This is a genomic window from Coleofasciculus sp. FACHB-1120, assembly GCF_014698845.1.
Lineage (GTDB): Bacteria > Cyanobacteriota > Cyanobacteriia > Cyanobacteriales > FACHB-T130 > FACHB-T130.
Map to the genome: position 1 here is coordinate 65,821 of NZ_JACJTV010000016.1, position 23,431 is coordinate 89,251.

Sequence of the window (23,431 nt, forward strand, 5' to 3'; positions counted from 1 at the left end):
TTTATTGTATCTTCTGGGTCGAAGTTGGGAGTGAATGAGCGATCGCCAAGAATGTAGAGACTTTTATGTTACCTTCTCACGGAAGCCGGAATATCTGAGTCAGGGAAGTTCCGAAAAATAGCTCCACGCGCACGTAAATCAGCTTTGTCTTGTTTTGTTAAGCCACGGTTGTCCCCAAAGATAGCGTTTTCTACAACAATGCTGGTGAATTCAGCCTCGCTAAGGTTAGTCCCGATAAGGTTAGCGTAGCTAAGGATAGTCTTCAGCAGATTACTTCCACAGAGATCAGCCCTGTAAAGGTTGGCTCCGCTAAGGTTAGTCTCATGAAGGTTAGCTCCGCTGAGGTCAGCCCCAAGAAAGTTGGCTCCGCTGAAGTCAGCTCCACTGAGGTCAGCCCCACTCAGGTCAGCCCCAATAAAATTAGACTCATTGAGATGGGATCTGCTGAAGTTAACCTCGCTGAGGTGAGATCTGCTGAAGTTGACTTCATTAAGGTTTGCTTCGCTAAAATTAGCTCCGCCGAGATGCGCTCTGCTGAAGTTTGCTTCGCTAAGGTTTGCTTCGCTAAAGTTTGCTTCACTCAAGTTAGCTCTACTAAAGTTGGCTCCAGTGAGGTTGGCTCCGTGAAAGTTTGTTCTGCTAAGCTGGGTGTCTCGAAAGTCAGCATCTTGGAGGTCAGCCTCACCAAGATTAGCCCCACGAAGGTTGGCTCCGCGAAAGTCAGCCCCAGCGAGGTCAGCCCCAACGAGGTTAGTTCCACGGAGATTAGCTCCGCTGAGGTGAATCTCTATCGGTGCTTCTTGCCTCCAGGCATTCCATTCACGGATACTTCGCCGGAGTATTGCCAGTTGAAAATCTTTAGTTATTAAACGTTGTGACTGCTGATTTGATTCTTCTTCAGCTAGCTCAACAAGCTTTTCACTTGGTTCTAAATAGTGAAAATTACGTCTGTACTCATCCCAGGCAACAAAAAGAACTCCAATGACAATATATGTAACTAACCAAGAGAATGGTAGATTACCTCCGGTTACTAGCAGCAAAACTACGAACCCTAGAAAAACGAAGGACACCTGCCTGAGTAGTGATTTCAAGCTAGCTTGAAGTTCTGCAAGCATCGATGAATTAGGGTTTGCCGACACGTTGACCTCCCTTCTTTGCAAGAAGTTGATTAAGGTCTGACAGAAAACGGCTTATGACCCGACCTGCCAGAACCATCCAAAGGCAAAAGTCCGAGATAACGATAATGAAGCAGGCATAGCGGTTGACCCCCAATGGACTTTCCTGCATACATACATCAAACCCTGAGAACTCTTTACCCAAAATCCATTTTCCAATCAAGCTCGGAATCTGGAGTAACAGACTAAGTGCGATCGCATCCTGTACAGTCTCGCAAAAAGTTTTCCACAGGTCGCCCATCACAGCCTTGCCGATGACATCTACCGGGTCAAAGACTGCTGCTAGGACTTTCTCTGCCTTTTCGCGTGGTGTCAGTTGTATCTTGGATGCAGGAGACTTAGGTGGAGTTTGTGGGGAAGACATGAGGACGACCGAAAACTCTTTTTCAGTTTAGCCTCCCTGCGCTCATTATTTTTGATTCTATAACGGTCATCAGTATTGTTTATCTAAACCTACACTTTTTCAGTGATAGAGCCTTTCTGAAATTTGTTTTAAGGAGACTGGAAATTTTGACTAAAACAATTAAAGTATCTGATATTAAATGGGCTTACAGCAGGAAACTAGACTCTAATCTTGTAGAAGGATTCATTAAGAGCCTTTGCCTATTTGTTGGTGAAATACTCAGAAGTGACGAAATAGGGCTTATTGTTTGGCAACATCAGGCTATCCTAATGGTTCGTATCCATAGAATCGATTTCGAGACTGAGGTAACCTATGTTGATGCGATCAACTTTAAGGATTCAGGATTAAAAGAAATGCTGAAAAATCTAAATCTTGATAATAATGGCCCTGCTTTCATTTGCTCTTGCTTTGAGGTATTTTGTTACCGTCCAAAATTAGACAAGCCTTATCATCCCAAAATACATCCCACATATATCCGGGCTAGAGAACGAGCATCAAGAATATTGGACGCAATATTCACAGTGGCAATAGCTCCAGGTGAGGGAGCTTATGTTTCATTTGCCCAAGTTGATAAGAAGACATCTACAAAGTTTTTCAAGAAAACGTCTAACCAAAATCAACCTAAAGATGAGTTGATAAATTTTGCGAAAGTCGTAGGTAGTTGGATAGGAGAATTCTACACCGATGAAATTGGCTCCAAACAGTACAAAACTAAAAACCGATATCCCATTGCTCCTAAACCCCTCGAAGGTTGTGAGTTACACGTCATAACCTCAGATGATGACGGTAATCTTATATCCTATCAAGCTGAAGTTTAAGAAATGAAGCCTTCCTATCGCTTTAATAAAAATTTTGACATTGGTAGCTGAATTCCCCATCATTATAGACTCATCTACTGCTCAAAGCTTCTGATCTTCTCTTGCAAGCGTTGATAAATGCGATCGCAAAGTGGCGTGAAGCGCGATCGCTCCAAGACAGCACAACAGGCGACCCCAATCGTTCGGTTCCATAATGTGCTACAAGATTCTCGCATCCTTTCGCTTCTCCAATATGAATCTGGATGAAGCGGAATTTGGGTTAATGACATTTATCTGTCACGAATGACAGATAATTAGTCACTATACAATTTTTAATGGGCAGTACTGGACTCGAACCAGTGACATCCTGCTTGTAAGGCAGGCGCTCTACCAACTGAGCTAACCGCCCAAATTCAGACACTTTTTAGATAATAGCAGATTACGCTGCTGCTGCTACTATTCAAACAGAATAAATTTTAAAAAATCTCAAATTTTAACGGATGCCCTCTGGTCGGACGCACGATCGCATTACTTTATGGTGCCTGCCTTGGGTGGCTGGCATGACGTTCGGGCTGACTCGCAGTGGCGATCTGACGTTAATCGTTTCCGGAGGATTTTTATTCAGCGGGCTGATGTTTAGCCCAGACTTGGATCTAAACTCGCGTCCTTATCAGCGTTGGGGCTGGTTGCGGTGGATTTGGATACCCTACCAGAAGAGTTTACGTCACCGCTCGATTTTTTCCCACGGGTTAGCAATTGGGACAATCGTGCGATCGCTCTATCTCGCCTGCTGGCTCTTTCTCGTGGGATTGTTGATATTGGGGATACTACAGCTAGTCTGGGGTGTCGGGTGGACTTGGCAGGTAGTAGCGAATCAGGCGCAGCGATCGCTTACTCAATACCCGGCTGAATGGATAGCACTATTTGTGGGTTTGGAATTGGGTGCAATGAGTCACTCTTTCAGTGACTGGGGGGGTTCTGCCTACAAACGGTTTAAAAAAAGTGGATTGAAGGCGGTGATGCCTAAGCGGGTGAAGACTCGGAAGCGAACCGGCAAAGTGAGTCGGCGCACCCTCAAGAAACCAACTGCCAAGACGCAGAGAACGCGAAGGTAAGATCGAAAGGCAAACTGAGTTTTCGTTTATGTTGAATTCCCCAGAATCTGCTCATCCCATGCCTCAAACTGCACTAGAAGCGCTGCAACAGTTGATTGAGGTTGTTGCCCAGTTGCGATCGCCCAATGGGGGTTGTCCGTGGGATTTAGCGCAGACTCCCCAAACGCTCACTCCATATGTCATCGAAGAAGCTTATGAAGTCGTAGATGCGATTCGCACTGGGGATAAAGAAGCGATCGCTGAAGAACTGGGGGACTTATTGCTACAGGTGGTGCTGCAAGCGCAGATTGCCAGCGAATCCGGGCAATTTAGCTTAACCGATGTAGTTCAGGGGCTGACTCAAAAGCTGATCCGCCGTCATCCTCACGTCTTTGGAGAGGTTGAAGTCGAAAGTGCGGAGGAAGTCCACGAAAATTGGCAGAAGATCAAAGCCGCAGAAAAAGGAGAAACGATTCAAGACACGCAACAGCTAAGTCGCAAACTGACTCGTTATTCCCGCACATTGCCGCCACTGATGGCGGGGATGAAGATATCTCAAAAGGCGGCGGCGGCTGGGTTTGAGTGGGAGAATATTGAAGGCGTGTGGGCGAAGTTTCACGAAGAGTTAGCAGAATTTGAAGAGGCACTGCAACAGGAAGACGAAGCCCATCAGCAAGCGGAACTGGGAGATTTATTATTTACGGTGATTAATCTTGCCCGTTGGTACGATCTTGATCCTTCAGAAGCTTTGCAGGGAACGAATCAGCGATTTATTCAGCGTCTAAAAAAAATGGAGGCTTTTGCCGACCGTCCCCTCTCAGATTACACATTAGATGAGTTGGAAACGCTTTGGCAACAAGCGAAAGCTCAGTTAGCAGCTTCGGGCGAATTAAAAAAGGAACTCTAAATTTTTAAGCTGCTAACTGGGAATCCTGAATGAGGATGCGATACAGTTCTTCTTCCAGCCAGCACTCATCTTCTTCTGCCAGCACCAAGCGTGCCTGCCGCCATATCCCAGCCATCTCTGAATCTGTGTACTTTGAGGTCAGTTTCTCCGATAGCTGTTCCAATGCTCTTGCATTCCGAGCGATCGCGATTGATGCCATTCTCCAGGAATCCCATCCGTTTTGTGAAACTGCACTCATTTTCTGAAACCCATTTCCTGATTGTTCTTTACCTAACTTAGAGGTCATTGGATTCGATTATCTTCCGTTAAAATACTGAAACCGTGTAACTTCATATACTCTTCACAGGCAAAGGATACTTATATGAATTTGCGATGAAATTTACGACCCGCGCCTTTAGCGGTTTGAGTCCTCAGCACCAAGAAGAAGGCGAACATTGCGCTTGCAGTGTTCGCTCCTTTTGAAACTACAGGTTGGATGAAGAAAATTTCCGAAATTTAGAACCGATAGCGCTTTTCAGTTGGGTGGAATATATTGCGGTTCTAAGGTTTGGTAGCGGTATGGCACAAACACGCCCTCATAGATGTGCCGGTCTAAATCAAAAATATCATCGCCGCCAGCGACACTCAAAGAGTGTCGCTGGCGATTGATGCATTATTCCCTGACCCATCTCCGCTTAAATATTGAGCGAGAAACTTGTCAATGGCTTTGATAATTTTTTCCCCCTCAAGTCTATCGGGAGCTTCTTGGGATATATCCCTGTCTAAGGTATCTAGCTGCTGATTTTCTATCAACTGCTCTTCTTTTAGCGGACATTTGCCTAGATCAAGTGACAATTCCTCAAGCGAGTTCTCAAGCGATCGCAAACTTTCTACTAAGTCTAACTGCAATCGATCTATCATTTGCAGACGAGTCTCTACGTCTGACTGCGCTTGCACAAGCGCGTCGAAATACTCTAATGAATCTAAGGGCAACTCTATCGCGGGAAGGCGTTCATCTAAATCAATGTCTAAATCAATGTCTAACAGCTCGACCGGAACACTTCTATTTGAATTAGCGCATAACTGCTGCGACTTTTGGCACTTTTCAGCACTATTAGCCAACAATTGCTGTAATTTTTGACGGGTTTTAGGCAAATTAGCTAGCAACTGCTGTGATTTTTGGCGCTCTTTAGCGCCATCAGCTCGTAACTGCTGCGCTTTTTGGTACTCTTGAGCCAAATAAAGCCGCAACTGTTGTCTTGAGTGCAACTGTTGAGCTGCGGGTGGGCTAGCAGAAAATAACAGTTTTTCTTGATGTATATTCATAGTAAGTTAGATTTTGTAATTTTTTTGAAAATTTTATTTTCATACTACTTATATATTTTACCAACAGCAATTAAGATTTTATTAAACTTAGCTAAAATAAAGCGAATAAATTTAGTTGATAAATCAATTAAAAAGTAGCAAACCTATCTCTAGCCTTAGGTTCATCCGATTTAAACTCAGGCATCCCATCTATTAGAATTTAAACAGAAGCCACATTTTGCTAAACTTTGGCTTGAACGTAGGCGTTTGATTCAGAGCCATGACTTCCCAGATTGCTTCCATGACCTTAAGTGCGATCGCTCAAAAAACTTGTCAAGCAGCGCGAAGCTTGGCAGTTCTGTCCACAGAGGCGAAAAACCAAGCGATTGAAGCGATCGCGCGATCGCTAGAAGCCGCAACACCAGAGATTGTGGCGGCGAATGCAGCGGATTGTAAGGCAGCGGAGGCGGCAGGAATCCCCAAACCGCTTTACGCCCGCTTGAAGTTAGATGAAACAAAACTAAAAACAGCGATCGCCGGAGTGCGAGATGTGGGGCGGCTGCCCGATCCCGTGGGCGCGGTGCAGGTTCACAGGGAACTCGATGAGGGATTAATCCTCAAGCGCGTCACCTGTCCTCTAGGCGTCCTGGGAGTGATTTTTGAAGCGCGTCCCGATGCAGTGATGCAAATTTCTACCCTTGCTATCAAATCTGGCAACGGTGTCATCCTCAAAGGCGGACAGGAAGCGGTACGTTCTTGTGAAGCACTGGTGAAAGCCATTCGCCAGGGATTAGCGAAGACTGAAGTTAACCCAGATGTGGTGCAGTTGCTAACAACCAGAGAGGAAACCTTAGAACTGCTGAAATTAGATCAATATGTGGATTTGATTATTCCCAGAGGTTCTAACTCATTTGTCCGCTTTGTGCAGGAAAATACTCGCATTCCTGTTTTAGGTCATGCGGAAGGGATTTGTCACGTCTATGTGGACAAAGCAGCGGATCTGCAAAAAGCGATCTCGATTACTGTAGATGCCAAAACCCACTACCCAGCCGCTTGCAACGCTTTAGAGACTCTGCTAGTGCATCGCGCGATCGCATCGGAATTTTTACCGCAAGTTGCGAATACTTTGCAAGAAAAAAAAGTAGAATTGCGAGGCGATGAAAGCACCTGCGAAATTCTGAAGATTACACAGGCGGCAGAAGCCGACTGGGCGATAGAATATAGCGATTTGATTCTCTCAATCAAAATTGTGGATTCTCTCTCAGAAGCCATTGACCATATTAATACCTACGGTTCTCGGCATACTGATGCCATCGTGACAGAAGATGCTGCTGCTGCCAGTAATTTTCTGGCACAAGTCAATGCCGCTGGAGTGTTTCATAACTGTTCAACTCGCTTTGCCGATGGCTTCCGCTACGGATTGGGCGCAGAAGTGGGAATCAGTACCCAAATGATGCCTCCTCGCGGGCCTGTAGGCTTAGAAGGACTGGTGACATACAAATATCAAATTGCTGGCGATGGACACATTGCCGCCACATACAGCGGTGCAGATGCCAAACCCTTCACCCATCGAGATTTGTAAAAACTCGATCTAGGTGTAGTACGAATATCTGGCGAGAGTTTTCGTAGGTCTAAAGTCAGTCATTGGGAGCATCTCCATTATGAAATTTACAGAGAAACTCTCTTAATTTTCTTAATTTTCCCACCTCCCAAAACCAGCACGGGGAAAGTCAGGGATGAATTTTTTCGACAGAAGGCAAGAAAAATTTTATTCACGAGCGCTGGGGTAGGTTTTAAAGTAGGATTGATGTTTTTAAAAACATTGGGAGGCTTACCTAGTAATCGCTAATTCTGGCATTGGGAAGGGACAATTCAGGAATCTTTGAACTAAAAAAGGAGCCATGTCTATGAACTCACAACCATCACTTTACGAGCGTCTGGGCGGTGTTTACAATATTGCAGCCGTAGTCGATGATTTCATTGACAGAATCATGGTTGACCCAAAATTAAATGCGAATCCTCTCGTAGATGAAGCACATCATCGAGTATCAAAAGCAGGTTTTAAGTATCTTGTGACGGAAATGGTTTGCTGGGCGACAGGTGGCCCACAACAATATACGGGTCGTTCAATGCACGATTCTCATGTTCATCTGAAAATCTCTCCTGAAGAGTGGGAGGTTTTTTTGGCGGATTTTCAACAAAGTTTGGATAAGTTTGAAGTTCCTCAGACAGAGCAAAAAGAGCTATTTGATATCGTTGCTAGCACTCGCCAAGATATTGTTGAATAAAGGAAATAGCCATTAGTTAAATCTTTTTTTGTTTCAGTCCAGCTAATAAATAGCAGCATGACTATCGAGAAAAAAAGTTGGTTTGCAATGGCTTTACGGTTGCAGGGTTCAGTCGTACCGACTATTTTCCCCCGCGTTCTTTTGTGTGGAGGGTTTGGTTTTTTAATTTCTATCCTCTATTATCTTAAGTTGCCGATATCTGGAAATGTTTTAGATAATTTGGTTACTAATGTTGTTTACAATCTAGTCCTAGGTTTATTATTAGTTTTTCGGACAAATACGGCTTACGAGCGATTCTGGGAAGGGCGCAAATCCTGGGGGGTTTTAGTGGTGAACGTCCGCAATTTAGCGCGGCAAATTCAGGTATCGGTTCCGGAAGCAGAACCGATAGATAGAGAGAATAAAGCATCAGTAATGCGGTTACTGGGGGCTTTTGCGATCGCGACTAAGTTGCAGTTACGACAAGAGCCTTTAAACGACGAGTTAGAAATGGTAACTCCATCCCAATTTATCCAACTTAAAAATGTTAAAAATCCCCCACTAAAAATTGCACTTTGGATTGGAGATTACCTACAGCAGCAACACGAGCGGAACTACTTAAATAACAATCAGTTAGCTGCAATGAATGGATTGCTAGATCAAATAGTAGAAGCTTTAACCAGCTGCGAACGCATTTTAGAAACACCCATTCCTTTAGCTTATGCGATTTACCTAAAGCGACTGTTGCTGATCTATGGGTTTGCGCTGCCATTTCAAATTGTCGATAGTTCCGGCTGGTGGACAGGGCTAGTTGTCGGTATAATTAGCTTTATTTTATTTGGCATTGAAGAAATTGGCAATGAAATTGAAAATCCTTTCGGACGCAATCCGAATGATTTGCCATTAGATGAGATTTGCACCACAATGATTGAGAATCTTGAAGATTTAACAAAGGTACAAGAGGAGAATTTGGGAGAAGTTTTGGCTTCTCAGGTTTGAAGTAGAAAGGAAATTAAAGTTTTTGAGAAAATGGATAGCATTCAGCTAACAGGAATTCGCTGTTATGGCTACACTGGCTACTTACCAGAAGAGCAGGTATTAGGGCAATGGTTTGAAGTGGACTTGACTTTGTGGCTAGATTTGGCACCAGCAGGCATCAGCGACGCAATAGAAGACACTCTAGATTACCGCCAGGTAATTTCGACAGTGAAGCATTTGGTGAAAACCGCTAAGTTTGCCCTAGTCGAAAAGTTAATCAGCGCGATCGCAGATGCCATTTTGGAATTCAAGCAAGTGTCACAAGTCCAAGTGCGGTTAACGAAACCGGGCGCACCGATTCCAGACTTTGGTGGCAAAATCACGATTGACATCACGAGAACGAATCAAAAGGGTAAGGGGTAATGGGTCATGAGTAATGGGAAAAAAACCATGAACCCGGATAAATTAGCAATTAGCGATTAGACTTGAGAGCAGTCTTTAGGAGAGAAAAAAAGCGTGACTTTTCGCATTTTGAGTTTTGACGGTGGTGGTATCCGGGGCGTCATTTCGGCAACGATGCTGACAGAGATTGAGAAAATTATCGGTCAGCCCTTAAGTCAATATTTCCAATTAATCGCAGGAACCTCTACCGGGTCAATTTTGGCGGCGTCGATTGCTAGCGATCGCACAGCCCAAGACATCGTAGATGTGTACCAGAACAAAGGAACTCGAATCTTTCCCTACCGAAACCTTTGGTCGGCGCAACGGGTAGGGTTGCTTCTTCAGTATGGACCTTCTGCCCCTAAATACTCAAATAAAGGTTTGATTGACTCTCTCAAAGAAGAATTTAAATACAAAAAACTGTCGGAAATCACTTCAACAAAACTCTTAATTACTGCCTACGACACAATTAACCGAGAACCGATTATTTTTAAAAGCTGGCGCAGAATCTTTGCTGAAATTCCCTTATGGGAAGCGTGCGTCTGTTCTGCCTCCGCCCCAACTTTCTTTCCTGCCTATAGACTAGATAAAAAGGAAGAAGGGATTGCCCAAAGCGGAGAAACAAACTCGATTACTTTAGGGAAAGAAGCCGCAGAAGACAATGGTGATTACAATCAAATGCAGATTGAAATCACTGGTGGGACGGGACGCGGTCAGATTCGTAGCATCCTAGGTTACAGAGGGGCGACTCGGATGGCGATTGTGGATGCGCCGTGGAACGTAGTGCCCAACAATACCTCTGCTTACCGAATTACCAACGTATACTCGGTGATTGACGGCGGTGTTGGGGCAAATAATCCTACAGCTTGCGCGATCGCTGAAGCCCTTCGGTTGGGCTATAAACCCGACGAGATTTCGGTTTTATCTCTCGGTACGGGAAGTCTTACCCGCGCAATTCCGCTTGAAAGTGCCCAACAATGGGGTGCGATTCAGTGGGCACTCCCGATTATTGATGTAATTTTTGATGCTTCGTCAGATATTAATAGTTACATTGCTAAACAGGTTATTGATGACGATAATCGTTACTTGCGCTTGCAATTTAAACTCGATAGCAAGTTGACCGGAAAACGGTTGAGTGACGATATCGATGATGCGAGTCCGGCAAATGTCATGAATCTAATTGAAGCCGCCAAGGTCTACATCAACCAACCACAAGTGCAAAAATCGTTGAGGGATTTCATCAATAGTTAGTAGATTGAGAAGATTAAAAATCATCTTAATTTTTAATTTTGCCTTTTTCAGAGTCTTACCATTGAGGGGTTGCGGCGATTAATGCTCTCGCAGATTCGCTATCGAGCGGCTTGGAAAAGAAGAATCCTTGCCCAGCTTCGCAACGTAGCGATCGCAGTTGTTCCATCTGAGTCGCCGTTTCTACACCTTCTGCGATTACATCTAATCCCAGATGGTGAGCCAGTGTAATAATTGTTTGGACAATCTCAGAATTTTCGCCTTCTGCATCCATCCGGCTAACAAAGGAACGGTCTATCTTTAAGGTATTGAGTGGAAAGCGGTGCAAATAGCTCAAAGAGGAATAGCCGGTTCCGAAGTCATCAATACTGAGTTTAATTCCGGAGTTGCTCAGTTGCTCTAAACTAGCCGTAGCGTCAGCGGCATTTTCCATCACCACACTTTCGGTAATTTCCAGTTTGAGACTTGGCGCTGGTAACTCAGTCTCTTGGAGAATTTGCTGAATTTGCTCGGCTAAATTGGGTTTGGAAAACTGTCTACCCGAAAGATTAACACTCATCGTTAATGGCGCTAAGCCAGGAAATTCTTGTTGCCAAAGCCGCATCTGACGGCAGGCTTCGCGCAGAACCCAAGCGCCTAAGGGGATGATTATCCCTGTTTCTTCGGCGATAGGGATAAAGTCAATTGGGGAAACCAAGCCGCGAAACGGGTGGGACAAGCGCACCAGTGCCTCGAAACCAGTAATTCTGCCAGTCATGAAGCAGACAATGGGCTGATAGTGAAGCAGGAAAGAATGACTCAAAGATGCAGACTGTAGGCGCTTCCCCTTCCCCAAGAGACTAAGTGAAGAGTAGCCAGAAGAATTGACAATTTTTGTGGGAAGCCGGTCTTTGATCTCAGTCCTTGCTAAGGCGTGTCTGAGATCGTTTTCTAACTCTAAGCGAGCCATCGCATGAGTGTGCATAGCGGTGGTAAACACTTCGTAACGGGCCTTGCCTAGTGCTTTGGCCCGATATAAAGCGATGTCTGCGTCACGCAGAACGTCTCCGGGGTAGGGACAAGTTTTGTAAGTGCTTGATGCGCTTTGCTGCTCGATTGCACTTAAGGTAATGCCAATGCTGGCTGTCACGACAACCTCGTGTCTATCTAGGTTGAAAGGCTGCCGGAGGTCTTTTTGGATGCGTTCAGCGATCGCAGTGGGGACACTGATATCTTGAATTTCCTCTAGGAGGATGACGAATTCATCGCCCCCAAGCCGTGCCACAGTATCGCTGCCACACAGAGAGGGTTGCAGACCAGAAGCGACGCTGCTTTGCAGCCGCTCTGCTAACGCAATCAGCAGTTGGTCTCCGATGACGTGACCGAGGCTATCATTGACGACTTTGAAGCGATCGAGATCCAGAAATAAGACGGCAAACAGATATTCTGGTTGTCTTCTGGTTCGCGCGATCGCCTGGGACAGTCGCTCCATAAATAAGGCTCGATTCGGCAAACCTGTCAGCGGATCGTGAAATGCATCATAGATGAGATGTTCCTCAGCCACTTTGCGGTCGGTAATATCCGTCTGCGATCCTGCCATCCGGTAGGCTTTGTCATTGGCATCTCGAATCGCCATTCCTCGACAAAGCATCCATCGGTAGGTTTTATCTTTATGCAACATCCGATATTCTTTCTCGAAGTGGTGAGTCAGTCCTTCCACATGGGCAGCGATCGCGCTTTTGACTCGCTCCAAATCTTCTGGATGTACGCGGTTAAACCACTCCTCCGGGCTATCGCCAATTTCATCCTCCTGGCAACCTAACATCGATTTCCATCGCGGCGAAAAATAGACGGTTTCGGCTTTTAGGTTCCAATCCCACAACCCCTCATTACTCCCGCGAACCGCCAATGCATAGCGCTCTTCGCTTTCCCGCAGCGCCTCTTCCGCTAGCTGACGTTCATTCGCCGTTGCCAAGACATTCGCAACTGCTTGCAAAAAATGAACTTCGTCTTCCGTAAACCGTCGGTGGTTTGGGGTGTGAACGCTCAAAACACCGAACGGGTTCCCCTGACGATGAATAATCACACTCATACCAGCGATTAAACGATGGTTGTGCAGCAGCGGCGTTCCGGAAAAGCGCGTTTCGATCCGGAGGTCTTCCACAATCACTGGCTTCCCTGTCAGCAAGGTATATCCTTCCTGAGAACGATCGTGGGCACCAATGATTGCCGAACCCACCAGCCCTTCCTGCCAACCAACGCCCGCCCGCATGAAGAAAGCATTGCCTCCCGGCATCAGTTCCATAACCTGGCAATAGGGCACTTCCAGGGTTTGGGCAACCAGCTTCACTGCTTCTTGCATCAGCGCATCTAGATTGGTGCCAGAGAGCGCCCCTTGCCCCAGTTGAGCCACTGCTGCTGAGGCCCGCGCATGGGATTTTAGTTCATACTCAGCAGCTTTGCGATCGCTAATATCTCGTTGCACCGCTAGCAGATGGGTAAACCAACCCGTACTATCTGCCAGGGGTAAGATATTCAGTTCTACCCAAAAATCGGAACCGTCTTTGCGGTAGTTAATCAACTCAACTCTGACCGGCTCCCATCGTGACAAAGCTTGACGAATTTTATCGAGTTGCGATCGCTGAGTTTTAGATCCTTGCAATAAGCGGGGAGTCTTGCCGATTACCTCTTCCGGCTGATAGCCGGTCATCTTGGTAAAGGCATTATTCACATAGACAATTCTGGGGCCAAGTGGTTCTTCCAATGGCTCGGCTTCCGTAATTACAATCGCGTCATTCGCATTGACAACAACGGATTCTAGTAGGCGCAGGCGCTCCTCTGAGAGCGTAAAAAAGCGCTCCGGCTGTTTGTCCCCTCGTGGGTGCGGTTGAGGGGCATGGGTCAAACGGTTCAAACCACGGCGTAATTCTTGTTGAGCCGCAACCTGACGAGCGATGATTCGTAGTGCTTCGGATTGTTTTGAGCTAATCTGACGCGGCACTAAGCTTATCTTCTTATTAATGATACGAGGGTAATAATTCGTATCCAGCTTAACTGCTTGATTAGCAGACCATTTTGGTTCGATCATTCATAAATGCTTTCGACAGGTTGGACACAGTAGGATGCAAACCCGTTTTATTAACCTTTGTTTTCTTATTTTGCCTTTTTTTTAAGGATCATTTTAATTTCTTAATGCTTCTCAATCCTCCGGGGAGGGATAACCGTGTTGTAGGCAAGCAGATACCCTACAAACAGCAAAAGGCAAGGGAATCGTCCCTTGCCTTTTTGTGCTTCCAAACTGAATCCTTTTTCCAGAAAATTTGCCTTTTACCTTGATGCTGGTTCAGCTTTCCTTTTAAGATTCGGTTTCGATGGGGAAAAATAGCATATTGTCGGGTTCAAATCTCCAGGATATTCCTTCTGGATCTCGGCCCTGGCTCCAATCTGCGAAGTATGGCTCACTTCTGCGTTTGTAAATGGTACTGGAATGAACATCCAGCCGCCTTGCAAGTTCGGATTGGATCAGCGCTTTAGAAGCCCTCTGTTCGTCAGTGGGTTCGTTTTCAGGTTCCTCAAACTCCTCGTCATCCGCTGATTCCTGTGGTTGCTGCTCTTTGCGGGCAGGTGCCACAGCTTCTGGAGCATCATTGACATAAGATTGACTAGAAGGTTCGCTATCGTCAAAGATGCTACCTAAAGTGTTCGCAGTAATAAAGTAATACACTTTGCCTTTGTCTTGATAGTCAAGGGCGCGTGCCCCAAATTCTTGGGCTTTTGTATCTAAGTACCGCTGCGCTGCCGCTCCAGAGAGATTTGCTTTCATTGACAAGTCGAGTGCTGTAACGCGCCCTTGGGTTTCCTGAATTAGCTGATGGAAAAAAGGATTGACTTGCTGGCTCCACTTTTGCCATTGATAGTTTTGCCAAAGCTTTAAACAGATGCCCACCAACCCCAGTGCCAGCACTACAGGCCATGCTACAAACAGGAAGGCGATCGCAAACGCCAGTGGCAAGAGGACAACCAGAAAACCACTGGCATTATTATTTATTGTTTTTCCAGCCATGCTGCTTCCCTTATGAATTTACTTAGTCTTGATATCGCCATAACTGCCGTTGTGGCATAACAATCTAATCTTTGCAAAGAAAGGGCGATCGCGGCAAAAGTAATCGGCAAACGAGCAAAAGTTAAAAAGCAAAAGCTATACAAAAGGCAAAAGTAGGCAAAATCTGGCTTAGAGAGTGTCTTGGAACCCCAGCCCCAACCCCTCCCCGCAAGCGAGGAGGGGAGCCGGAGCCAGCCGCAGGCGATCGCAAGGTGGGGTTCCAGAGTATTTTGGGTAATCAGCCGGATTTAGATAAGAGTGAGGAGAGAGAACATAATGTCAATTTCCGAACTACTCTAATCTGACACTTTTAAAGTAGAAGAAGCCGAGCGTCCAAACTCTTCTGGGGCATACTGTAGATGGGCTTCTGCACCAGGCCAAAGGAAGGTGCCTGGAGTCACGGAACGGACGAGGTAGTGCAGGGAGTAGACCCCGGCTTCCAAGCGATCGCTATATGCAACAATGCGATCGCGATAAATCGTCTTGAAGCCAAAGTTATCTTCTTTTGCCTGTAATGCAGCCGTAGAAGTTTGGAAACTCGCATCGACTGCCTCAAACCCGGCTGGGAGCGGATCGGTAATGACCACACGATTTACCGGACGATCGGTAATAATCTCCAAACCAATATCAAACACCTGACCGCTTTTCACCGTCAACGGCTCATCAGAAGCGTAAAGGCTGAGCTTTCGCAACACCTTTTCTTCATTGGCAGGACGGATTTCTCGCGTTACCCGTAAGCCGTTAAATCTTCCCGGTTGATTTCCCTGTAAGCGGTAGCGATAGGCAACCAAGTAGTGCAGCGTACCTTGACCCGATTTTTGCACAATCAGATCGTGGCGATCGCGTGGTAACTGGGTCATCGGCACCTTAAGATCCTGGCTGGGGTTGGCGTATCCTTTAAATTGCGCCGCTGTCAATTTTTTGCCAGCCAGTTTCACTGTTGCGCCAAAGTTAGGCGGAGTTGGCTGTGTCTGACTATATTCCACTAAAGCAGTGAGTGCTTGAGCGTTGTCATAGGTATTCTGCCAAGTGCCGTTTCGTCGCAGTGTCAGGAGACTTTGCAACAACCGATCCAGGATTTCTGGGTTAGTCTTTTGCGCGATCGCAAGGCGCAAAGCTTGAGCTTGCGCTGTTGTTGACGAGTTGAGCCAAGATAAACCTTGGGGTAAATTTACCGTAGCAGTGCGACCCGTTTGATAAATATTCTGCTGGAATTGCTTCGCTAGAGTTTGAGATTCTTCTTGCCACTCTGGGAACTGAGACAGGTAACGCGCCAGCTTAATCTGCGTAACCGGATCGAATTGACTGCGCTGTGCGTAGATGTCTGCAAGAAAGTCATTGCGCTTTTCTCCCAGTTCCGCCAACGCAGACAGTGCTTCTAGTCGCACCTGATTCTTGCAGAGTGGCTGCTTACAAAAATCATATTGACCGGGATCTGCAAGAATTTTCTTCAAGTAAGTCGTCAAGCGAGACACCATTCTCGGTTCCACCGTCAGTCCCGCTTTCGAGGCTCTTGCCAAAGCTTGAGCTGCGTAAGGAGATACTAACGGATCGGACTTCTGTTGACCAGGCCAAGCAGCGAATCCACCATCCGGTTGCTGGAGTTTTTGCAGGTGTTCTAGAGATTGGTTCGCTTGTTGAGTCGGGTTGAATTGTGCAAAGGTTTGACCGTATTTTTGAGAAAGCGTTTGCAAGCTGGATGCGATCGCTAATTGACTCGCCGCCGGTTCCAAGAATGGCAATTGCTCATCCTGCAATACTTGACGCGCTGGTGCGGTAATTTCCGGTATCAGCGTACTGGCAAGGGAAATCTCCAAACCTCCCGCATCAGGGACAACCTTTTTATCCACATTTAGGGGAATCTTCACCTGATTCGTAGTTGTACCGCTTTCAACGACTTGTTCGGTAATCTCTAGCGCTTTCACCTCCAAAGGCACTTCAAAGGCATCAGCGGTTCCATTCAACTGAGTGATAAACTTCACCTGAGATTTACCCGCACTTCCCGCCACGATGGGAAAGCGATAAGCACGAGTACCAGATTCTGCTTTGGTTTGCAGATTGGCAGGTTTATTCTCTGCAAACTGAAGCGAACCGTTCGCCACACCATTAATTGCCAGATTTCCTGCTTGCTGGGTATTGTTTGTCACCGATAAGCCAGCTTCCAAGCGATCGCCCGGACGTGCAAACTGCGGCAATATAGGGTTAGACAGCAACGGTTTCGTGGTGATAAATGTCGCCTCGCCGTTACCAAAGTGCAAATTCCCATCGGTAGCAACTGCCATCACCCGCCACGTTGTTAAGTCATCGGGTAACTTAAATGTCACCTCTGCCTTCCCTGTTGCGTCTGTGAGAACAGAGCCGTTGTAGTAAGCTAAAGCTTGGAAATCCTTGCGGGTGCGGGTATTCGCTGCTCCTGCTGATTGTCCCCCGCCATAACCCCAACCTTTCGGTTTCGTCATTGAGGTTGGTTGCACCACCACATTTGGACGATTATCGCTAAATCGAGTTGAAATCGGCTGCTCTGCATAAACAGTCTGCACCAAATCCGGCGGACGATAACCGCTGAGTTGCAGCACCGCTTCATTTACCGCCATGACGGTAAACTGTCCTTGTGCTGGGTTGCCTTGTGCATCCTTCAGTTCTAGTTGTACGGTTTCTGGAACACCCGGTTCTAGTTGCGTTTGAATTGGGGTAACTTGGACTTTCAAATACTTATCATCCAAGTTGGTTTTAAAAGGAGCAAACCCAATCCGCACCAAGTTTTCCAAGCTTCCGGGTTCCACTTGACTTAGGGGAACGCCTTGGCGAACTAATACCGCCTCTACTGCGGCATTAGGCAGCATTTCCGGCGTTACTTGGAATTGAATCTGCGGCGCACCCCCTTTGACTTTGGTAATTGTCTTGTACAGGGGTTTGTCGCGGACAACGGCAAAATATAACTCGGCTTCCGGATAAGGAGATTGAATTAAAGCGGTAGCCGTTTCACCCGGTTTATAGGTGTCTTTGTCGAGTTTGACTTCCAAGCGATCGCGATCGCTTTCTCCCCAACTTACCGCATTGCCACCAGTCGCCCAAATCTGCAAATCGGTTGCGGTAACTTCATCCTTAGTGTTTGCAAAGTTTGCTCGAATCCGGTAAGAACCCGATTCTGGAGGTGTGAGAGAGACAGATTGAGGACTGGTTCCAGATTTTACTTCTGTCTGTGCAACTGTCTTATATTCGACCTGATTTTTAGCGGTATTACTGCCTTCTACCACCCGCGTGACGCTGCTATATTTCATCTGTTGCAGTTCCACGCGCACCCGTTGTCCTTCCATCACCTTGCCGGTAGGATCGGTAACGATAACTTGGACGGGAAACTCTTTACCAGCATCCGCAACGAAATTGGATTGTAACCCGATTAAGCGATCGCTGGGCAATACCGTAAACGTCTTAGAATCCGATACTGACAAATTCGACACATCCGCGACTTGCACATCTACCCGATACGTCATCGGGTAAGGCAAATCCTTGGCTATCTTGACAATTTGGCTGCTCTTCCCACTACCATCTAATACCTGATTGGATTGCAACACATCGCTGGCAACAGTCGGACTCTCCTCAGGCCAAAACCACTGTCGCCCAAAAGAAAATTGCTCCCACCCTTTCGGTTTAAAATCAGCTTGCGATCGCGTGACGTAATATTGAGCCTTCCCGCCTTCCACAGGCGCACCAAACAGATAATTGCTAGTGGATTTCGCTTCAACTTGCTGGTCTTTTAGAGCAAATTCTTTATCTAGATTTAGCTCAACCTTAAAATTAGGCGGTTTAAACTCGGCAACGCGAAAGTCACCCAAAACTTCTACACCACTTTTGCCTTTCGCTTGAATCGAATAATAGCCAAGCGGTTGATTAGCCTTAAACGGCACTTCTAGAGAAAAACTTCCAAATTCATTGGTTGTTTGAGTACCTAAATCCGTTTTTTGACCATCTGGATTTAAGAGAGTGACTTTATAACTAGAATTTTTGTCCTGCTGGATATTTCCATTTTGTAAGTAGTAGGCAAAACCCGTAAACGATGCTTTTTCCCCTGGCTGGTAAAGCTGTCTATCCGAGAAGATAACCCCCCGCGATACTGGCTTCTCATCATCCCATCCAGCATCAACACCATAGCCATAAGCACCGCTATATTCTTCCGTGCGGACAAATGCCCAATCTTGATTTTCGCGAGCAATTACGAGCAACTTAGGCCCTTGTTCAAATCCAGAATTAGATTTTGTGCATTGCTGCATATCCTCACGACGCAACAGTAATGTCCCCGCTTCATCCGTTTTCCCTGATGCACAAGGTACAGGTTGAGGACGAGATTTTGCCTCCAATTTTGATTCATAAATCTCGACAGGTGCAGATGCTACGGGAGAACCATCTGAGAGGTGATGCACGCGAATCAATCCCGAATCAGGGAACCACTGTGCAAACACTCCTAAATTAGTCAATTCGACCATTCCATAAGTCGTCGGTTCGCGCCATTGTTGCTTACCATTTTCTTCATAACGATTAGTTCGCGCCTGAACCCCATAAGCTAACATTCCCGTAGCAGTACCCAGTTTTTCCCGGATGGGAACAGTCGCATCAACTAATTGATTTTTCTTACCCGATACCTTGACACTTTGCCAAGAACTGGGATTCGGTAATAAATCGTTTCCATCACCTCTGGGATAAGCGGAATCTACATAAACTAAATCTGTCGGCTGCAATACCCGATAAGCCGCTTTATATTTCGATTCCGGTAAGTTTACAGTAGAAATATTCAAATTCAAATCGTTACCCGATGGGAAAATATTTAGATTGGATGGTACCCAAATATCTCCAGCTACATCGCCCGTTTCGTATTTCAGCGTAACTGGCTTCTCCAATGTTTGCCCAAACTTATCCTTGAGTTTTTTACCGACAGTAATTGTATAAGTAGTGGCAGGTTCTAATGCCCAAGGATTGAGATTAACAAGACTTTCTCCATCAGGAACTTGAACCAGTTTAATAGCTTCTTTTGGCGCAGGAGTTACAGTAATATTCTCAATCGCTGAATCTGCGTCAAGCCCGTTATTAAATTGCAGTTGAGGGCTTCCTTTCACAAACCGACCATAAGTCCCTCCGGCATCGGGTACTCCGTAATATTTAATTATCAGTAATTTCAAAGGTGAATAAGTAGCTAGCTGACTAACATAAGATATCTCGCTGGGCAGATTCCCCCGAGTAGGAAGCAAACCCGGAGAAAATTCTAAGCGGTAACGAGTCGCTTTTTCTAAAGTCTGCTGCGGTACTAAATTATATGTCCAGTTGCGGGTTGAATGGTCAAGTTTCTCCTGTGGCTGTTCATTCTCTGAGGGTGTCTCTTTTTTTTCTAAGTCAACTTTCAGCCGTATATCCTTCTGTTTTCCTTCCGGAACTAGCTTCAAATGCTCTTGGACTGAAGCGATATCCAGTTCTACATTTGAGTTAAATTTTAGAGTTGGCTTTAGAGCGATCGCTTGATTATCAGGATTTTCAGGATTAGTAGTCGGTAAATTAGTTAGTTTAATCGGTTCGGTATTGAAAGTCCACGCTAAATCTTTATCCAGACGATGATTTTTTAGATCCGCCAAACCAGCTTTCAGAGTGACTCTGACTCGCGTTGCTTTCGGCAATGCTTTATCGGCTTGAAATCCCACCATTCGCGGCGTCAAAAATCGAAATTGCCCTGGTAGCGGCGGCAAAATCTCAAACTGTTTCAGCTTTTGCTGTTGATCGGGGCTATCAAGACTCTCAACAGGAATTAAAGCATCTTTAAATCGGATGCGGATCTGCGCTAAAGGTTCAACCTCACCAGTCGGGCTAATTTCCTCAATCCAGTCCGGTAGTTGCGGCGTCGCTAGAGAGGGAACTGCTGGAAGTGGTTCATTTCCAGAGAGATTAATCACGCCACATCCGGCTATCCCCAGTACGAATGCTACGACAACCAGAAACCGCATCCAAATTCTCACGATTGTGCCTATCTGTTGAAAGGATTTATCTGTACTATCCTGTGCAAGAAGGGAAGAAAGCGAATCTGTATCAGGAATTGAAACTGGCATAACTTTTTCCCTCATTGCAGGTAATTCATCGGAGGGTAAACCACAAGAGTTATCCCTACATGACCCACTAACAAGAGGTCTACATTTCAACTACTCAGTCTTCCGGGTAGGAGAATCATTACGCTTAAAATCTTTACTTTATGCTGAGCTAACGCTACTCACACTCGGCTAAACTCCAGGCAACAAGTCTATGTGCGTTGTCCCGGTGAGCCTGTATGGATGCCTGAGATTGGCTTGGGAATTGGACAGGGACGAGGCACTTACGAGGGATGGACGCGGGAATGGTTGTACTGGTAAGACTCTGAGGGAAAAAGATATTCTTCTCCAGAAGAGCAAGCTGAACAAGCACAACAACAGCTTGATGCCCTAATTGCCAAGTTACGACAAAAGGGAATAGACCCTGATAATTTTTAAGTTTGGTAAGGTTAGCAGTGCCTACCCTAGTATTATGAATGACTGTAGATTGATGAGCTATTTCCTTGTATTGTTAATTTAATATTCGTCAGGACTACAGTAATTTCGGGTAATTTGGTCATATAAATTGAAAATATTTTTAGCTATTTCTTCCGCTTTTTCATCAGTCATTACTTTGGTCGTTGACTCAATATTACGTTCTGCTCCAAAAGGTTCTTCTTTTAGCATTTCTTCACGTATTTTACTGAATTCTTCTTTCAATTCTTCCGGAAAATCTTTAACTTGAAGCGCCGATAAATATGCCCGAAAAGCTCGGCTCAGTCTTTCCTGTAGTTTGTCTTGCGTTGAAGCCAAGTATTCTACAGCATTTCCCAGTCTTTCCCAAGTGTTATGTGTTGCCATAGTATTCACTCCATACTTACACTATATGCCAAATACCAACTAGCAGTTTCAAGTAACGCTGCCTAGCTCGAGATTGGTGCTGTTTCTGACATCCATCGCGGTTCCATCCTATTTAGCTAATTCCCGTAAGGCATTGTGGTAGTTTTTGCGTGTTTCTGCAAAGGATTGGATCGCTGCTTCAAAATCAGGATCGTAAGCAGTTATTTGAAACCCATCGGCCGTTTCTGTCAAAAAAACAGTATCTCCCTCGTTGACATTCAGTTTCTGCAATACTTCTTTAGGCAACGTTGCTCCCAAAGAATTGCCAATCCGTCGAATCTTGATGACGTGCATACTATCACCTTTTGATTAGATAGTAGTTACGTATGTTATAACACTGTATTGCCATAGGTCATCTCCTTATTCAGCGATAAAGGTCTTGGTAAATTTTACTAATGCAAAAGTGCGATCGCGTCTATCCAAATCGCTCCAATCTTCTAAAGACGCGATCACATCTATCCACAAAATAGTTAAACAGGCGAGACGGACGCACTTTGAAGGTTGGTAGCGTTCTTATCTTTTTTCAATTGTGCTTCGATTGCATCGCAGGCAACTTTAACCCCGTTTTCTGCTCGTACCTTATTGCCAACTTCTGTAGCTTTAGCCTGGTAACGAGGTTCGCGCAACAGGCGATCGAGTTCCTTAGCCGCACGGGAAGCAGTGTAGCGATCGCGATCGATAGTCCGTCCGACTCCTAAACGAGTAATGCGTGCTGCATTGTCTGGTTGGTCGTTACTAAAGGGTACGACCAACATCGGGCGACCGGAACGCAACACCTGTGCGGTTGTGCCCACGCCTCCTTGATGCACAATCGCAGCAGCCCGGGGAAACAGTTCCGAGTAGGGAGCGTAGTCAAAAATACCAATATCTTTAGATTGCAACTCTTTTGGCAGGGAGGGGTTATTGTTGCCAACTAGCAATACAGCCCGATAGCCTAACTTTAAGGCAGCTTTGGCACTTTCGAGGTAAAACTTGTCAGCAACCCACACGGCGGAACTTCCCAAAGTAAAGACAATTGGCGGTTCTCCCGCATCCAAAAATGACGACAATTCCGGAGATAGACCAGCGTTGCCATTGCGATCGTAGAAAGTAAATCCGGTAATGCAAGTCTGCTTTGGCCAGTCGGGTTGAGGAGTTGCGAGAGCTTCTGAAAATAAAGCCAGCACTAAGTCGGGGGAGTTCATCCCTTTAAACATAGAATCGGCAAGGGGAGATAAACCAAGCTGCGCCCGTAATTGTCGCAGGGGTTCATCCCACGAGCTGAAACGATTTTTGGCAAGGCGGATGAGCGATCCATTAAACCTAGGGCCAAGTATGCGTAAATTCAGCCAACTGAGGAAAGTCGCCACCACTGGGGGATCGTAGGCGGAGAGGAACGACATTGGAGACAGTACGCTGGAAACCCAACGAATTCCTGTTTTCTCAACAACGGACGTTCCTGCGAAGCTGAGGGGGTGCGTCACCAACAGGTCAGCACCGCGCACTGCCGACATCAGATCCTCATAAGTTTCTTGGACATAAGGTAAGATTGCTTGGCGAAAGACGTATTCTGTACCGTTTTGCTTGTCCATGATCTGACGCACAAGTTCTCGTTGCTGTTCAACGTCTGTGGGCAAGTCGGGACGGACTGGGTGGAACTCAAGACCAGCCGCTTCAATTTTGTTACGGTAGAACCCCGCTGTGGCAATGACTGCTTGATGCCCGCGTGCCTTTAATTCTAGGGCGATCGCTATATAAGGATGCAAATCGCCTAGCGAACCAAAAGTGTGTAGAACAATCTTCATAATGGCTACCGTATTGTTTTATAGATAA

19 protein-coding genes and 1 tRNA gene are annotated in these 23,431 nt (G+C 46.0%); 8 read left to right on the top strand and 12 right to left on the bottom strand.

Translation table 11 applies throughout. The annotated features are described in order from the left end of the window. Positions 1-68 precede the first annotated feature (68 nt). Complete coding sequence (locus H6H02_RS15750) at positions 69-1,115, bottom strand: pentapeptide repeat-containing protein (protein WP_190819360.1); 1,047 nt, start codon at positions 1,113-1,115, stop codon at positions 69-71. Between the two features lie 7 nt (positions 1,116-1,122). Continuing rightward, positions 1,123-1,539, bottom strand: a complete 417-nt coding sequence (locus tag H6H02_RS15755) for a hypothetical protein (protein WP_190819362.1) — start codon at positions 1,537-1,539, stop codon at positions 1,123-1,125. A gap of 146 nt (positions 1,540-1,685) precedes the next feature. Between H6H02_RS15755 and H6H02_RS15760 the strand changes: the two genes are divergently transcribed. Continuing rightward, on the top strand, positions 1,686-2,396 hold the full coding sequence (locus H6H02_RS15760; RefSeq protein ID WP_190819364.1) for a hypothetical protein: 711 nt from the start codon (positions 1,686-1,688) through the stop codon (positions 2,394-2,396). Positions 2,397-2,470: 74 nt separating this feature from the next. Here the strand turns inward: H6H02_RS15760 and H6H02_RS15765 are convergent, their stop codons facing one another. Further along, complete coding sequence (locus H6H02_RS15765) at positions 2,471-2,611, bottom strand: hypothetical protein (protein ID WP_190819366.1); 141 nt, start codon at positions 2,609-2,611, stop codon at positions 2,471-2,473. Between the two features lie 100 nt (positions 2,612-2,711). Further along, positions 2,712-2,784: transfer RNA gene (locus H6H02_RS15770), tRNA-Val, on the bottom strand. A gap of 91 nt (positions 2,785-2,875) precedes the next feature. Here H6H02_RS15770 and H6H02_RS15775 point away from each other — a divergent pair. Then, positions 2,876-3,490, top strand: coding sequence for a metal-binding protein (locus H6H02_RS15775; protein WP_190819368.1), 615 nt, complete (start codon positions 2,876-2,878; stop codon positions 3,488-3,490). 28 nt (positions 3,491-3,518) lie between these two features. Then, on the top strand, positions 3,519-4,376 hold the full coding sequence (gene mazG, locus H6H02_RS15780; protein WP_190819370.1) for a nucleoside triphosphate pyrophosphohydrolase: 858 nt from the start codon (positions 3,519-3,521) through the stop codon (positions 4,374-4,376). Positions 4,377-4,380: 4 nt separating this feature from the next. Here mazG and H6H02_RS15785 read toward each other — a convergent pair whose 3' ends face one another. Together H6H02_RS15785 and H6H02_RS15790 are read right to left on the bottom strand one after the other, a co-directional pair. Further along, positions 4,381-4,662: a hypothetical protein gene (locus H6H02_RS15785; RefSeq protein WP_190819372.1), complete on the bottom strand. Its 282-nt coding sequence runs from the start codon at positions 4,660-4,662 to the stop codon at positions 4,381-4,383. A gap of 338 nt (positions 4,663-5,000) precedes the next feature. After that, positions 5,001-5,681, bottom strand: coding sequence for a hypothetical protein (locus H6H02_RS15790; RefSeq protein ID WP_190819374.1), 681 nt, complete (start codon positions 5,679-5,681; stop codon positions 5,001-5,003). A 259-nt stretch (positions 5,682-5,940) separates the two neighbouring features. Here H6H02_RS15790 and H6H02_RS15795 point away from each other — a divergent pair, with 259 nt between their 5' ends. From H6H02_RS15795 to H6H02_RS15815, 5 genes are all read left to right on the top strand, one after another. Next, a complete protein-coding gene (locus H6H02_RS15795; RefSeq protein ID WP_190819376.1) occupies positions 5,941-7,242 on the top strand; it encodes a glutamate-5-semialdehyde dehydrogenase in 1,302 nt (433 codons plus the stop codon). A 325-nt stretch (positions 7,243-7,567) separates the two neighbouring features. After that, a complete protein-coding gene (locus tag H6H02_RS15800; RefSeq protein WP_199329226.1) occupies positions 7,568-7,948 on the top strand; it encodes a group 1 truncated hemoglobin in 381 nt (126 codons plus the stop codon). Positions 7,949-8,005: 57 nt separating this feature from the next. Then, complete coding sequence (locus tag H6H02_RS15805; protein ID WP_190819381.1) at positions 8,006-8,926, top strand: bestrophin family ion channel; 921 nt, start codon at positions 8,006-8,008, stop codon at positions 8,924-8,926. Positions 8,927-8,956: 30 nt separating this feature from the next. Beyond that, positions 8,957-9,328: a dihydroneopterin aldolase gene (gene folB, locus H6H02_RS15810; RefSeq protein ID WP_190819382.1), complete on the top strand. Its 372-nt coding sequence runs from the start codon at positions 8,957-8,959 to the stop codon at positions 9,326-9,328. A 93-nt stretch (positions 9,329-9,421) separates the two neighbouring features. After that, complete coding sequence (locus tag H6H02_RS15815; RefSeq protein WP_190819384.1) at positions 9,422-10,597, top strand: patatin-like phospholipase family protein; 1,176 nt, start codon at positions 9,422-9,424, stop codon at positions 10,595-10,597. Positions 10,598-10,652: 55 nt separating this feature from the next. Here the strand turns inward: H6H02_RS15815 and H6H02_RS15820 are convergent, their stop codons facing one another. The 6 genes from H6H02_RS15820 to H6H02_RS15845 form a co-directional block, all read right to left on the bottom strand. Next, positions 10,653-13,661 (bottom strand): EAL domain-containing protein, encoded by a 3,009-nt coding sequence (locus tag H6H02_RS15820; RefSeq protein ID WP_190819386.1) that lies wholly within the window; start codon positions 13,659-13,661, stop codon positions 10,653-10,655. A gap of 267 nt (positions 13,662-13,928) precedes the next feature. Continuing rightward, positions 13,929-14,636 (bottom strand): hypothetical protein, encoded by a 708-nt coding sequence (locus tag H6H02_RS15825; RefSeq protein ID WP_190819388.1) that lies wholly within the window; start codon positions 14,634-14,636, stop codon positions 13,929-13,931. Between the two features lie 335 nt (positions 14,637-14,971). Further along, complete coding sequence (locus H6H02_RS15830; protein WP_190819443.1) at positions 14,972-20,662, bottom strand: alpha-2-macroglobulin; 5,691 nt, start codon at positions 20,660-20,662, stop codon at positions 14,972-14,974. Positions 20,663-21,256: 594 nt separating this feature from the next. Then, a complete protein-coding gene (locus H6H02_RS15835; protein ID WP_190819390.1) occupies positions 21,257-21,580 on the bottom strand; it encodes a hypothetical protein in 324 nt (107 codons plus the stop codon). A gap of 108 nt (positions 21,581-21,688) precedes the next feature. Continuing rightward, the gene (locus H6H02_RS15840; protein WP_190819392.1) at positions 21,689-21,913 is read right to left on the bottom strand and encodes an AbrB/MazE/SpoVT family DNA-binding domain-containing protein; all 225 of its coding nucleotides are present in this window, start codon (positions 21,911-21,913) and stop codon (positions 21,689-21,691) included. A 176-nt stretch (positions 21,914-22,089) separates the two neighbouring features. After that, positions 22,090-23,403: a glycosyltransferase gene (locus tag H6H02_RS15845; RefSeq protein ID WP_190819394.1), complete on the bottom strand. Its 1,314-nt coding sequence runs from the start codon at positions 23,401-23,403 to the stop codon at positions 22,090-22,092. Positions 23,404-23,431: the final 28 nt, after the last annotated feature.